The organism is Bradyrhizobium sp. UFLA05-109 (assembly GCF_054185165.1).
Genome location: NZ_JBBIAR010000122.1, coordinates 1 through 14,622 on the forward strand (window position 1 = coordinate 1; position 14,622 = coordinate 14,622).

The 14,622-nt window shown below is 57.3% G+C and carries 11 protein-coding genes and 2 pseudogenes; 10 read left to right on the forward strand and 3 right to left on the reverse strand.

What is annotated here, in order from left to right:
• On the forward strand, positions 1-1,350 hold a 1,350-nt coding region (locus Q3C01_RS43645; protein ID WP_458151503.1), incomplete at its 5' end, for a hypothetical protein.
• Between the two features lie 48 nt (positions 1,351-1,398).
• Here the strand turns inward: Q3C01_RS43645 and Q3C01_RS43650 are convergent.
• From Q3C01_RS43650 to Q3C01_RS43660, 3 genes and pseudogenes are all read right to left on the reverse strand, one after another.
• Positions 1,399-1,788 carry a UPF0149 family protein gene (locus Q3C01_RS43650; RefSeq protein ID WP_458151504.1) on the reverse strand — a complete coding sequence of 130 codons (390 nt, stop codon included), beginning with the start codon at positions 1,786-1,788 and terminating at the stop codon, positions 1,399-1,401.
• A 34-nt stretch (positions 1,789-1,822) separates the two neighbouring features.
• Positions 1,823-3,712 (reverse strand): hypothetical protein, encoded by a 1,890-nt coding sequence (locus tag Q3C01_RS43655; protein ID WP_458151505.1) that lies wholly within the window; start codon positions 3,710-3,712, stop codon positions 1,823-1,825.
• Between the two features lie 219 nt (positions 3,713-3,931).
• Positions 3,932-4,997, reverse strand: a pseudogene (locus Q3C01_RS43660) (IS3 family transposase).
• 260 nt (positions 4,998-5,257) lie between these two features.
• Here Q3C01_RS43660 and Q3C01_RS43665 point away from each other — a divergent pair.
• The 9 genes and pseudogenes from Q3C01_RS43665 to Q3C01_RS43705 all read left to right on the forward strand — a co-directional run.
• Positions 5,258-5,866: a class I SAM-dependent methyltransferase gene (locus Q3C01_RS43665; protein WP_458151506.1), complete on the forward strand. Its 609-nt coding sequence runs from the start codon at positions 5,258-5,260 to the stop codon at positions 5,864-5,866.
• A gap of 1,011 nt (positions 5,867-6,877) precedes the next feature.
• On the forward strand, positions 6,878-7,618 hold the full coding sequence (locus Q3C01_RS43670; RefSeq protein ID WP_458151508.1) for a class I SAM-dependent methyltransferase: 741 nt from the start codon (positions 6,878-6,880) through the stop codon (positions 7,616-7,618).
• Between the two features lie 1,120 nt (positions 7,619-8,738).
• Positions 8,739-9,443 (forward strand): sugar phosphate nucleotidyltransferase, encoded by a 705-nt coding sequence (locus tag Q3C01_RS43675; RefSeq protein ID WP_458151509.1) that lies wholly within the window; start codon positions 8,739-8,741, stop codon positions 9,441-9,443.
• Positions 9,443-10,342 (forward strand): NAD-dependent epimerase/dehydratase family protein, encoded by a 900-nt coding sequence (locus Q3C01_RS43680; RefSeq protein WP_458151511.1) that lies wholly within the window; start codon positions 9,443-9,445, stop codon positions 10,340-10,342. The genes Q3C01_RS43675 and Q3C01_RS43680 overlap by 1 nt, the downstream gene beginning before the upstream one ends.
• A complete protein-coding gene (locus Q3C01_RS43685; protein ID WP_458151513.1) occupies positions 10,339-11,319 on the forward strand; it encodes a glycosyltransferase family 2 protein in 981 nt (326 codons plus the stop codon). The genes Q3C01_RS43680 and Q3C01_RS43685 overlap by 4 nt, the downstream gene beginning before the upstream one ends.
• Before the next feature lie 76 nt (positions 11,320-11,395).
• Entirely contained in the window at positions 11,396-12,643 is a 1,248-nt protein-coding gene (locus tag Q3C01_RS43690; RefSeq protein WP_458151514.1) for a polysaccharide biosynthesis protein, read from the forward strand.
• 123 nt (positions 12,644-12,766) lie between these two features.
• Positions 12,767-13,318: pseudogene (locus Q3C01_RS43695) on the forward strand (SAM-dependent methyltransferase); the annotation flags it as partial.
• Between the two features lie 29 nt (positions 13,319-13,347).
• Positions 13,348-13,575: a thiamine pyrophosphate-dependent enzyme gene (locus Q3C01_RS43700; RefSeq protein ID WP_458151516.1), complete on the forward strand. Its 228-nt coding sequence runs from the start codon at positions 13,348-13,350 to the stop codon at positions 13,573-13,575.
• A 205-nt stretch (positions 13,576-13,780) separates the two neighbouring features.
• Positions 13,781-14,622 (forward strand): IS481 family transposase (locus tag Q3C01_RS43705; RefSeq protein ID WP_458151517.1); only part of this gene is annotated, 842 nt, incomplete at its 3' end.

A 14,622-nucleotide genomic window follows, 5' to 3' on the forward strand; every position in this document is an offset into this window, starting at 1 on the left:
TTCCGTTATGGCGGACGTCCCGGTTTCACTCGCAAGGGAGAGGTTGAGCCCGGCGTGGACTGCCCGCATGGCAGCACCCATTATTTCGTCGACCAAGATCAGATCAGAGAAGCGTTAGCACGCCAGAAGTGGCGCTCCCAGCAGGTGATCGAATGGGTCATCGCGCCTCCCGGGCTGTACCAGGTCCGGGAGCCAGGACTAGTGAGGGAAGACATCTTGAACCGCGCTATTTCCTACCGCGGGTTCAAGAAGGGCATCGAAACTTATGTCAATCCTTGGGCGGCGGAAGATCCGGGGCAACCGGAAGTGACCAGCCGCATTGGTGAAGGCTTCAATTTGGATGGCAAAATCAGGCCTCATGACTTCGTCAGCCCCGACGGCGAGAAGGGCATCGACAACGCTCTGTACCGCGCCTGGGGATGCGATGCGCCGTTGCGCGGCAATGGGAATGCAACGTTCGCCCTGAGGGTCAAGGAAAGTATGGAGTCGCGTCTTTTTACGATGGTTCTGCGCGTCTCAGGCAACCAGGACCCGATGAATGACTCTGATGCCATGCTGGAAATCGGCTACTCACCAGACAACATTGTGAGGGACTCCCGCGGCGACGTTGCGGCAGATTATTCCTACCGTATTCTTAAATCGACTCTATACACGAAGCTTAACGCGAAAATCGTGAACGGTATGGTCGAGACTCAGCAGGTGGAGCGTCTACATGCCCCACGCATCGCATGGTTTTATAATCAGACAGGCGATGTAGACCTCACCAAAGGGAGGATCCGCCTGCATATTCTCCCGGATGGATCGAGCGGGGCCGGTTTGATGGGTGGATACCGCAATTGGCGTGATCTTTATGCCGAAACCACTTTCTGGGGAAAAGCAGGGGGAGCTGACATTGAGCACCATGAGGATCATGTGGCGCTCTACTTTGCGCTCCGCCGCAGTGCTGATGGTATGTATAATGTCAAGACCGCGCAATATGATGGCATATCGACCGCTTATCGTATTAAGATGACTTCGGCTTTTGTGGTGGATGCTGACACGCCGACGGCCGTTTCGATAAGTTCCGCTGACCCGGACGACCCGTGGCGGAAGAAGGCCTTCGAGGCCATCAAGGCCAACGTCACCATGGGGGTTGAGACTCGCATCCCCCAGGATGTCCCTCCGGGCGATTTTGAAGCTGCCTATCCCCGTCTTGAAAGACACATTGCAAATCTTCCCAGTAGGGATTTCTTTCTCAAGATGCTGGATCGCCCGCATTATCCCGACGGAGTGGGCGTAGACGAAACCGGAAACCCGATCGACGACCAGGGTAACCGTATCGACAAGCACGGGAATAAACTTGATGAGTAGGGTAACCCAACTAACGCGCATCATTCGCGGCCATGTGAGGCCGCTGCGTCAAGTGCGCGAAAAGGTCGTTTTGCGGGTTGAAGGGACTGGGTTCGGTTCCGGAGCATGTTGCCTCGACTTTCGCGGCGGCAACTTGGCAGCACCTTCGGCGAGCAGCACGAGATCGGGCTTGTAGGGATAGGCGGACGGCAGGGCCGGCGCGAACCGATGGGTCGCAGTGGAAAGAACAGTACTGATGTCGTTGTGGTGCAGCGCGACGGTCGAAATCGCAGCGAACTTCAGCGTGCCGCCATGGTTGAATGCGTCGGCGTCGAGGGCAAGCGGCGAACAGATCCAGTCGGGCGGACTCATCGACTCCGGCCCGGCCACGATCGCAGCGACATAGCCGTCGAGCATGGGAAGACGATGGGATGCTGCTCGGTGCGAACCTGCACTCAAGGCTCAAGAAGGCCACCCACGAGCATCACAGCTTTCACGATGGGCTCAATTTCCGGCCGGCCGGCCGTTGTCGCCTAGCTTCACGGCAAGATTGTTCCGCTCGCGCGGCGGGATGTACGGGCTTGAGCAGATACTGCCTGTAAGCATCCGGATCATGCCCGTCATTGATGGCGGTTTCGAACGTAGCGGCGACTGCGTAGTCCGCCTGGCGAGCTCCAAAGGAGGCCATGACACTGGCTTGGTCCAGATGATGCGGGCCTTCCGGCTCGATCAGTACCCACGCTTTGGCCAGATCGGCGCAGTTCTCAAATCCCAGCGCTTCCACCGCGGCTGCGTTACTGCCGGCATATGGCACGCTCGGCCCTAGTTGACCAAAGTGTGCTTCGGAAGCGTCATATGGCCCGACCAGCCATGGTAGACCGAGCGCTCGCGTTTCGAGCACAAACAGCAGGCCCGGCGAGCGGCCAGAGAGATCGACCACTGGGGTACCAACTTCAAGGCCGGCCGCGCGAGCTTGGGCTTTGGCCATGGTCAGATAGTCGTGCAGGGGTTGCGAGAGCACCAATTTTCCACCGCCCGGCATGGGGGTGACAGCGGTATAAGCGCGGAGATCTTTCACCTGGCTCCGCGGCTTGAGGATGGCAGCATTAATCACTGATGCAGTGAGCAACTGTGCCAACACCGTCAGGGGCAGCAGGGTGGCGACGACGCTGCGTCCCTGTTGCGCAAGAGGACTCAGGAGAGTAACGACCGCGAGCATCCAGAACAAGGCGGCCTTCGAACCACCCCACCAGTAGTTGACACCGGACCCCAGCGCGGACAGGTGCGGCAGGACCAAAAAGGTTAGCGCTAGCGCGACGCTGGTGGGAGCTTGGGTACGCAGAACCAATCCCTCACGATAGAACATCGTGCCAAGGCACGTGAAGGCCGGCACAAGGAACAGGGTCGAGAGCTTGATGCTGATCGGATCGGTCCCCGCCAGCGCAATCGCAATTGTTACGATCAACACCGCAGCGAGAGCCAGGGATGGGAGCAGCTTGTGCCTAAACTCCACGAAAATGTTGAGCAGAAGGGCTATCGCCGTTAACATAGCAAACGCGAGTTGCGTGCGACTGGTTTCGAGCCAGTCGATCCGAAACATCAAAGACACCTCGTGCCGGGCACCCACCAGGATTTCCAAATCAGCGCTGTTGACCATACGGGTCACCAGCCCGGTGATGCTGCCGTCGATCAAGTAGGCGGTAATGATCAGCAGAGAGAGAGCGATCAGCGCTGCGCCAAGCATGGGTAGCAGCGACTTTCGACGCAAAACGACGACATAGAGCATAACGAGAAGGGCCATGGCCGCGGCGGTGGTCAGCTTGGCCATGAAGCAGCACCAGCCGCCAACGCCGACCAGGATCCACCCCAAGACCTGGGGGATGCGCCCTGGCCGATCGACCAGCAGCAAGCCGATCATCACCATCATGAGCGATTGAAAGGTCAGTGTGTTGTAATTGAGTGTGCGCGACAGCGAGGTGTGAAAGTTGACCAATGCCAGGCTGGCGATCCCTGCCGATAGCACCGCTGCATGCGGCCGGCCCACTGTCCAGAGGCGCCGGATCACAAGGAAGCTGAGACTCCACCCCAGCGCGATAGTGAGCGTGACGTTCGCCATGCGAAGCACCGCGATGTCGCCTCGCGCCCACTGATATGGCCAGTAATAGAAGAAGCCGAAAAGGGACGGCGGGCTATTGATTGCGTAGACAAATGGGTTCGCTATGGAGTTGAGGTAGGAACCTTCGGTGTCGAATTCGAAACCGTAACTGCTGTAATATAGAAACCAGGCAAAAAGGATCGCTGTGGTTAGGACGGACAGACCCAGCAAAGTTCGATCCAGCAAAACTGAAAACGTCTCGTTGGAAAAGCGGTTGTCTCCTGACATCGGCCCCTTCCTGCCAGTCGCGTAGACGAGGCCCATTCCTATGGATATCAGCCTCAAGGAGCTTCTAACTGACCTGAGCTCCGCCATCTCCTCCAAGAATTGGTAGAGTCCATCGCTCGGTGGAAGCGAGACCGAAACTTCGGACTACCCAGAACTAGAGTTTTACGATGCAGCGAGACCGAACTTTGGACCACCCAGAACTAGAGTTTTGCGCTCTGATCACGTTGGCGGGCTGGATGTGCCGACGTGGTTTTGCAGCAAAATCGGCGGCCGATTGCCGATCGCCCTCTCCACTTTCCTGGGCATCAGCAAGGGACAGGAACCAATGGGCGTTGAGGCATTCGGCCCGGAAGCGCCCATTGAAGGCTTCGATGAACGCGTTGTCGGTTGGCTTGCCGGGCCGTGAGAAGTCCAGCGTGACGCCGCGTTGGTAGGCCCAAATGTCAAGATCACGCGACACGAACTCGCTGCCTTGATCGACGCGGATCGTCGCCGGGAATCCCACTTCCTTGCAGGCCCTTTCCAGTACTTCCACGACGTCGGTGCCGCGGAAGGTGAAGCGCGGCACCAGCGCCGGCGAGAAAGCGGGAGAAGGTGTCAATGACCGTGAGTACCCGGAGCTTGCCGCCGGTTGCCAGTTGATCATGAGCAAAGTCCATCGCCCAGGTCTCGTTCGATCGCGTCGCTGGCCTGCGATCGTCGCGCAGCTTGGCCTTGACCCGGCGCTTGGGCGATTTGTTGCGCAATTGCAGGCCCAATTCGCGATAGATGCGACGTGTCTTGTTCTGACCGTGCCGCCAACCTTCACGACGCAGCAGAACGTGAACGCGGCGGTAGCCGTAGCGGACACGGACATGACAGATCTCCTTGATCCGATCTTCGAGGGCGGCCTAGCCGGAGCGCCGCGACTTGTAATGGTAGGTCGACCGCTCGAACTCGAGCGCTTCCCAAACTTTGCGGATCGAGACCTGCCACTCACCGCAAACCTCGTCGACCAGCTTGCGCTTCCGGCCAGGCGTTATAGCTTTCGGCGGATCACGTCCTGCAGCATTTCCCTATCGAGCGACAGATCCGCCACCAGCTTCTTCAGCTTGGTGTTCTCATCCTCGAGCTTTTTCAACCGCCGCATCTCGGTCGGCAGCAGACCGTCATACTTCTTTTTCCAGTTGAAATAGGTCGCCTGGCTGATCCCGGCCTTGCGGCAGATCTCCGCCACCGCAACCCCGTCATGGCCCTGCTTCAGGATGAACGCCCTCTGGGCGTCCGAAAATCTTGAGGCCTTCATCGTCGTCCACCCCTCCCAGCCGAGGGGATTCGGCAGGCGCCAACTCTAGCCAAAAATGGTCTTTGCCGGCCTCAGATCACCTGTACGGAGGACTCTACCAATTCTTGGAGGAGATTATGGGGGCTCAGGTCAGTTAGAAACTCCTCGAGGCCGTGCTTCTCTATTGGCATAGGCCCCTTCCTGCCTGCCTCGTAGAGGAGACCCCTGCGGCGTCGCCCCTAAATCACGCGAACAAGTAAACGATTGGAACGAACGCATCTATGAAAGAGCTTCTATGGTTTCCCACAGTGTACCAAGCTTTTCAGAATGTCGGCGGTTTCTCCGACGCACGTGCCAAATCCATCGCTGAATACCTGCCTCTGAAATCCGGTGATCGACTCATCGATATCGGCTGCGGTCCCGGCTACCTAATTAAGCATCTGCCGAACGGCATCAAATATACCGGTTTCGACATCAATCAGTGCTACATCGATCACGCACGGAAAAAGTTCAGTGATCGGGGTACCTTCGAGTGCCGACCGTTCGACGAGACTGTCGCAAAGGAATTTGCTGGCGCTGACTATGTGACGATGACCGGCGTTATGTCCTATATCGCAGACGACAACCTCATACCGCTGCTTCGGAACATACGAACTGCGCTGCGCCCGGGCGCGATGCTCTTCGTGCTCGAGTCTTGCTATCGACCGGGACAGAGCGCCTTCGTAAAGTGGATGCTCGACAACGAGCGAGGCGATTACGTCCGCAACGAAGAGGGATATCGAGGCATCCTCTCTAACATTTTCGAAGAGGTTCGGACGATCGTCCACGAAGACTATGCGCGTGTTCCTTATACCTTCGTGGTTGGGCTCGCCACCAAAGCAGGTGACTGAACTAAATTCCACCCGCAACTGGCATCCGCATAATTTACAACGATTTCGTCAGATCCATACCGCGACACGGCCGCTCTTCGCCTTTCCCAATGCGGGCCCATTTTCTAAGTCCGAGTATTTCATCGCCTCCGATCATCGATTTAGCCCATCAAGAGTGTTACGGTTGCCCATCTTATGTGTCAGGCAATCCGCGCAAATCTGCTCGCTGTCGTTGGCGGGGTGATCGCCGTCGCTTTTCCAGCGGGCGCGATGACGATCGCGTTTCGCGGCCAGCACATCAACTTCGCGATAGCGCTTTTGGTAGTAAGCATATATCTGCCCCGTTGCCCGTTGCATATGTGACGGCGTATAGACCAGCGGTGACCATTGTCGGTGTTGGGCACCGCTTCAGCGCTCCCGTATTTCTGATGTACGAAGCGACGCTCCCGTTAATTATTCTTCCCTTGATGGTGGTCTTTATCCGCGTAGGTATGAGGGGATCGTTTCAGAATTGCGAGCGAGTGCCAGGTCTCACGATCTGGTTTCTGTCGGGGATCGGCGTATACTATCTATGTCTTGATCATCAAACACTATGTTCCGCAATCCTATCAAGTGAGCATATTTCCTTCCTCTGCCCATGCGCTCGCGACGATAGTGAATGCCCCGAAAGTGGCCTTCACCATCGCCTATCCCCGGCTGCTTTGGGACTGCTGGCCTCCCCTACGAGGCTGGCGGGAAGGGGCCCATGCCAAGAGACAACCACTTTGCCAAGGAAGGACGTGGTCAGTCTTGCTGGATTGGGCTCTGCTAGCTCTATCCACCGTAACCACTGCCATCCTTTTCGCTTGGCTGCTATTCTACAACAATTTCGGTCTCAATCTCTCCGACGAAGGTTTCCACCTAAACTCCATCGCGAACCCATTCGCCCGTCGGCATCGGGGCTTCTCGAAGCCGTTCGACACGCTGCGCGATCGGCGGGAGCTGAAAACGATGTGGAACTCGGGCCAAGCCCCGTAGAAGACCTGGTAGACCATGGATAAAGAGATTGCGAAGCCCGGCCATGTGACGCAGGGGCGAGTTGCGGAAGATTTCGACCGCTTCGCCGACTCGTACGAGGAAATGATCAATCAAGCCGTCGCTTTCGCAGGGCGAGAGCGCGCGTTTTACATGGACGTGAAGCGCGGACATATTCTTCGTCTGGCTCACCGACATTTTGCCGATCTCGAAATCCTGAATGTGCTAGATCTGGGCTGCGGAATCGGTGCGTATCATCCCGGGCTTGAGGGCAGGTTTCGTGAACTCCACGGCGTGGACGTGTCGGCCCAAAGCGTTAAATTGGCGGCGGCGCGGCACCCTTTTGTGCGCTACTTGACGTACGACGGCAGCCGATTGCCCTACGGCGATGGACAGTTTACGATGGTATTCACGATCTGCGTGATGCACCATGTCCCTCCGCCCCAATGGGAGAGCTTCGTTGCCGAGGCGTATCGCGTTACCGCGCCCGGTGGGCTCATGCTCGTTTTTGAGCACAATCCCTACAATCCGCTGACGCAATACATCGTCAAAACGTGTGAAATCGACAAGGATGCCATCTTGTTGCGGCCAGCGAAATTGCGCCGCATGTTCACTGCCGTTGGCTTCACTGATGTCTTCACGCGGACCATCATTTCAGTCCCGCCCGCTGGCGGATTCCTGATCAGAATGGATTCGCTATTGGGTAATCTGCCTTTCGGGGCCCAGTACTATCTCAGTGCCACAAAGAACGCGCTCTGACAGATTTGCCGGCAACGACAACGCTACGATCGCCGTGTGTCAAAGCGCCCATAATCATCGAGGAGATGCTGACGGGCAAGCCGGTGGCAGCATTGGATGTGTCGACAATCAATGCGACGGTCAATTTAGTGGGGAACGCTGCTTCTTGCCGCATTGCTCTATGTGACACCGCTCCCCGCGATCTCCTTTTCGTCGTGATCGGATGTCCTTTGATCGCCATCAGACTACGCGATCGGACCGCATCCGGCCAACCGGGTTGACTACTACCTCTCAGCGACATTGCGATTTCAGTGCTTGGCCTGGCGACGGCCGTTCGCGCCGGCTCATTCTGAGCTAGCTTGATATCGGGATCTGCTATCCGGCAGCGGCAATGCGCTACCGTGAAGAGATCGGGGCTCATGGGAGTTCTTCTGTAATCCTGAGCGCCTCTCGTCGACAAAAAAGGCGGAAGCCAGTCAGCCTTACATCTGGAGAAGGTTGCGTGGCTCATTCCATGTTTGCGGCACACGTCGGCCATCTTCGCTCCAGCTTCCCGCTCTCAAAAGATCCCGATGCCGTTCTTCGGTGACCCGGCTCGGCTTCATGTCCATCCCGCCCCTATATGATGCACTCTACCAATTTTGGGAGGAGATTGTGGGAGTTCAGGTCAGGTAGAAGCTTTTCGAGGCTGATATCCTTTGGAGGGCCTCCTCTACGGGGCTGGCAAGAAGGGCCTATGCGAAGGAATAACCACGTTGCCAACGAAAGGACGTTGTCAGCCTTGCTGGATCGGACTTTGCCGGCTCCGCCCGCCGTAACCGCAGCAATCCTTTTCGCTTGGCTGCTATACTACAGCAGGTACGGTCTCGATCTCAGCGACGAAGGTTTCTACCTCAACCCCATCGCGAACCCAATATGCGGCCGTCTCTTTTCGGCTTCGTCTATCACTGGCATATCAGTGACAGTGCTTCGCATGGCGAACGTCACGCTCACCATGGCGCTGGGCTTGATTCTCAGCTTCCTTATGATCCGCCGTCTCTGGACATTGGGCTGGCCACACGCGGCGGTATGTCGAATCTTGGAAGGTGATCCTGGTCGATACCGGCGTTTGTTAGTTCCGAGTGAAGCAGTGGAGGCGTGAGTGTCCAGAGCAGTCATTTTGGCAGGAGGGCGAGGGACGCGGTTGCATCCATTTACGATGTCGCTGCCGAAACCGTTGGTGCCGATTGTCGATCAACCGATCCTGGAAATCATCATCCGCCAGCTTGCCGTTCAGGGCTTCGAACACATCACGCTGGCGGTGAACCATCAGGCCGAATTGCTTAAGGCATACTTCGGCGATGGCAGCCGATGGAATGTGAAGGTTGACTATTCGCTCGAAGTCGAACCGCTCGGCACAATGGGGCCGCTGCGACTGATTTCGGATCTTCCGGACAACTTCGTTCTTATGAATGGCGATATCCTCTCGGACATCAACTTCGGCGCGCTGTTGGCCGGCCATGTCTCCAAGCACCAGCTCATGACGATCGCAACGTCCGCGCGCGAGCAGCACATAGATTTCGGCGTACTCGAGGTGAGTGACGGTCACATTAGGGGTTTCCATGAAAAACCCTCAATCCCCTACAATGTCAGTCTGGGAGTCTACTGCCTCAGCCGGCGTATACTTCCTGAAATTCCGCCATCTCAGTCGTTCGGATTCGACCAGTTGGTGCTGAAGATGCTCGCGGCCGGCAAGCCGCTACGTGCCGAGTTTCATCCAGGTTATTGGCTCGATATCGGTCGACCCGACGACTATCAAAAAGCAATCGAGGAGTGGCCCGCACTCAAGGCCAAACTGGGTCTCTGATGCCCAACCCCGCAGAAATCGTCGACGAGGAGATTCTTCCTGGCATTGATAAGGTACTGGTCACTGGTGCGTCCGGTTTTGTCGGGCGCCACCTAGCGAACCGCTTAGAGGTATTGGGAAAGACGGTGGTTCGCACGTCGCGGAGCGCCGGTGTGGATCTGGCAAAGGACCAGCTGCCGCTCAACGGTGTCGGCCACGTCTTTCATGGCGGCGGGCTCGCCGGCGTGCCGGCGGCGTGGGAAAATCCGGCCGAATTCATCGAGACCAATACGCTGGGAACGGTCCGGGTGCTGAACCAATGCCGCCGGCATGGTTGTGGCGTGTCGTTTCTCGGCGCTTACATCTACGGAGTTCCGAGGCGCACCCCCATCAGGGAGACCGATCCGATCGACGCTAATAACCCTTATGCGCTTTCGAAATACCTAGCCGAACAGGCCTGCGTTTTCTTTGCGAAAGCCTACGGCGTGCATGTGGTGTCGCTGCGGCTCTTCAATATCTACGGTCCCGGTCAGGGCTCGAATTTCCTGATACCGCATATCGTCGAGCAGGCGGTGAACACGGCCTGCGATAAGATAGAGGTGATGGATTTGTACCCGCGCCGCGATTACATCTACGTTACCGACGCTGTCGACGCTATCTTGCGATCAAGCCGAGCAAACAGTGGCTCTGTCTTCAATGTCGGGAGTGGCATCGCCCATTCGGTGGAAGAGGTCATCAAGCTGGTGTGTGAAGCCGCCGGGGTCGATAAGCCGTATTTTGGAAAAGCCCAGCGTAGGAAAAATGAGATAGACCTCACCAAGGCGGATATCTCGGCAATTTACGATGCCGTGGGATGGAAGCCGCAAACGAGACTTTCTGCCGGATTGCGAGAAACTGTCAAATGCAGGATCGGTTCGTGAGTATCCTGGATGTTATTTGCCCAGTCTATCGCGAGGAAGAAGTCATTGCTTCCTTCCACGCCCGCTTGACGAACACGCTCGATGCGCTCCCCGACAAATACACCGTTCACATCACCTACGTCGTCGATCCATCGCCTGATGCAACCGAGAATGTCCTCACGTCGATCGGCGGGGCCGATCCGCGCGTCGAAATTCTGACGATGTCTCGCCGCTTCGGCCACCAGATGGCGCTAGTTGCGGGCATCGATCATTCAGATGGTGATATTATCATCATGCTCGACAGCGACCTTCAGCATCCGCCCGAGCTCATTCCGGAATTGTTGCGGCGTTGGGAGGAGGGATACGAGATTGTCCAAACTATCCGGGAGGACGGTGCTGAAGCCAATTGGTTGAAGCGCTCGACGTCGCGCTGGTTTTACGCCACGTTTAAGAAGCTCGGCGCGGTCAACCTGCCATCCGGAGCTGCTGACTATCGACTGATTTCGCGCCGCGTCGCGGAAGTGTTCCGAAATGATCTACGGGAGCATAACCAGTTTCTTCGAGGATTGATCAGCTGGGTAGGTTTTCGCGTCAGCTTAGTGCCGTTCACCCCGATCGCGCGCGAGCATGGAGTGTCGAAATACCGGCCCGCGACACTGATGAACTTTGCTTTAAACGGCATCTGTTCCTTTTCGAAGGTGCCATTGCGTTTTTGCATTGGCACCGGATTCATCTTAGCGATACTGAGCGTGCTCGGCGCGCTTGCGCAGGTCCTGATGTATGCCACAGGCAGCGTCGAGGTGCGGGGATGGATATCCTTATTCGTGATGGTGTCTTTCGCCTGCGGCATCCAGCTATTTTTCCTCGGCGTGCTGGGCGAATACATCAGTCTCATTTTCGATGAGGTCAAGCAACGCCCGCTATATCTGCTCGACCGGCGACATTGCCGCAGCAATTCCTCGCCGCGTGACGATGCGGAGATGAGCTCCCGTTATTGAAGCAACCCGACGCGCGCGGATCTGGATTTCCCAACAATACCCTATCGGGGTGAAGCCTGATGAAACGGATTGATCGATGTCTACTGATATTTCAGCGGCTCCGCGCGCAGAACTGAGTGCGTCGCAGCTCGACGCGCTGGTGACCCGCCGTCAAAGTTCATTATTTCATGAAGACATCCGCGCTGAGGCTGCAAACATCGATCGGCTGATGCGCGGGCGCCGGGTCCTGGTGATCGGCGGTGGAGGATCGATCGGTTCCGCCACCACTCAATTGCTCTTGGAATACGGCCCGAGTAGCGTCCACGTGGTTGACCACAGCGAAAACTACCTAGCGGAGCTTGTCCGCCACCTGCGCGGCCGGCCGGGAGGGCTGCCGGATACCATCGATTTCCACGCATTGCCGATCGACTATGGGGGCCCGGTGATGGAACGGCTGCTTGCCGAGTCGGCGCCTTACGACATCGTGCTGAACTTTGCGGCCCTCAAGCACGTGAGATCCGAAAAGGATATCTATTCCGTTCTGCAGATGCTCGACACCAATGTCGTCAAACATATCCGCTTCAAGCAATGGCTGGCGCGCGGGATGCATGGCGCGCGCTATTTTGCTGTCTCCACCGACAAGGCGGCGAATCCGACCAGCCTGATGGGCGCTAGTAAGCGGCTGATGGAAGATCTTGTGTTCGAGGTTGCTACCGAAGCCGCGCTGGTTACCACCTCCGCCCGTTTCGCCAACGTGGCTTTCTCGAATGGCAGTCTGCTGCAAGGGTTCCGATACCGGCTCGAACGGTTCCAGCCACTTTCCGCGCCGAACGAGAGCAAGCGCTATTTCGTCTCGCACCAGGAGGCCGGCGAGTTGTGCATGCTTGCAGCGTTCTGTGCGCCGGACAATCACATCATTTTTCCGAGGATGGAACCGGAGACCGAATTGCAGTCGCTGCAGGATATCGCGGTCCGGATGCTAGAGGCGCACGGATATCGCGCGGAATTCTTCGATCGCGAGGACGGTGCGCGTCGCTGGCTCCGGGAACTAGCGGGCTCCGGTCGTTGGCCGGTGCTGCTCACTCCGCTCGACACCAGTGGCGAAAAACCCTATGAGGAATTCGTCGGAAAGGGCGAGGTGCCGATCGATATCGATTTGAAGACGGTGTCAGCGATCCGCCACATGACTAGCGTTGCGACGGACGGCCTATTCGAAAAGATTGCCACTGCTGTCAATGAGCCGACATCCACAATCGACAAGGCCAATATCGTTTCCATGATAAGCAGCCGGCTGGCCAATTTTCGCCATGTCGAATCGGAAAGGCATTTGGATCAGCAGCTATGACAGTCCATGAATACGACGGTTCGACCGCAGCCTTCGGGTTCCAAGGCAAGCCGCGATAATCACAGCTTTCACCATCGGCTCCCATTTCTTCACGGCAGGATTACTGCGCCTTTGCGGCGGGCCGGTGTGCGCGATCAGCTGATCGCGCGCTTCGCGCTCAACACCAGGATCCGGGTGCGCTCGCTCGATGATCTCCGATCAATGGATGAGAACTCGGTCGACCTCGTCGTGATGATTAGGGTTGCGCAATACATGACGCCGGAAGAACTGGATTCCGCCTTCGACGCGATACATCAGCTGCTGAAGCCGTCCGGCCGTTTTGTTCTCGGCGACAACCTGCCGCCCGGAGTCGGGATGATCAGAGACGTCCTGGCGCTGTTGCGTTTTGCGGCGACCCACGCTTTCCTGCGCGATGCGCTGATCGGGCTGATCAACACCGCACTGTCCGACTACCCGCAACTGCGTAACAGGATCGGCCTGCAGCGCTACAGTGAAGACGAGATGTTCGCAAAGCTCGGCGCGGCCGGGTTCGATGCCACGCGCGCGACGCGCAACACCGGGTACAATCCGTGGCGCATCACTAACCGAGGGTGGGCCGCTTTCTTGAACGCGCGATCAGCGCGTCGGCTCAACTCGCATCAACGAGGTCATGGCTGCGGGCGCGATCATTTTTAGCGAAACCGGTGCTCCAATCCGCGGGTTGCATGAAGCCTTCAAGATCAAGCTTCACACGCGTTTTTACCGCTGGTGGCAATTCGCCGACGGGATACACCTGTCCCGCTGCGATTGGCGAATCTCGTGGTAAGCACCGCCAGGTGATCTCCCATCATGGGGACAGTGGCGTACAACTGAATATCCAGAAACCTCAAGCACCTTGGCCTGGATGTAGCGGTGCCCGTGATAAACAATTAAAGCTATGGCACGCCTACTAACGCGCACTGATAGTCTGGAGGATTGAAGGCCGCCACGTCCTGACGGGGAGAACTGGGGCTTTGGGCTCCTGCGTCGCATCGAAATCATCTATCCTGCTCATCACAATGTCTGATAGCACTTTCCCGACATGGCACGAACCTAGACTAGGTGTTTAGTCCCAAGCTTTGATGGTGCATTCTTGTCGCACGATTCGAAGGATGCACTATGGGACAGGTTTTACACGGCTGCGCCACCACGACGGAGGCAGTCCGTCGAGCAACACAAAATAGTCAAGAGAGCCTGAGAGCACTCGCAAAGCGCCACGGGATCAACGAGAAGACTGTCGCGAAGTGGAAGCAGCGCGAGACCGTCGCCGATCGTTCGACTGGCCCCAAGGAAGCCAAGTCGACTGTCCTTTCCATCGAGGAGGAGGCGATCATCGTCGCTTTCCGGCGGCACACGCTGCTGCCACTCGACGATTACCTCTATGCGCTGCAGCCGACCATCCCGCATCTGACGCGGTCATCCCTGCATCGCTGCCTCCAGCGCCACGGCATCAGCCGATTGCCGGAGGTCGAAGGTGGCAAGCCCTCGAAGAAGAAGTTCAAGGCTTATCCGATCGGCTATTTCCACATCGACATCGCCGAGCTCCAGACCGCTGAAGGCAAGCTCTACCTCTACGTCGCAATCGATCGCACCAGCAAGTTCGCCTTCGTGCAACTGGTCAGGAAGACGGGAAGGACCTCAGCCTCGGCCTTCCTCGAAGCTCTGATCGCGGCCGTCCCCTACAAGATCCACACGGTGCTCACCGACAATGGGATCCAGTTCACCTTCCCGCCGCGCTATGCGGACGGCCCGACGGCAAGATACGTGACGCATATGTTCGATATGCGATGCCAGGAAAACGGGATCGAACATCGGCTGACCAAGATCAAGCATCCCTGGACCAATGGCCAGGTCGAGCGCATGAACCGCACGATCAAGGAAGCGACTGTCCAACGCTACCATTACGATCGACACGATCAGCTCGAAGCTCACCTTGCCGACTTCATCACCGCCTACAACCT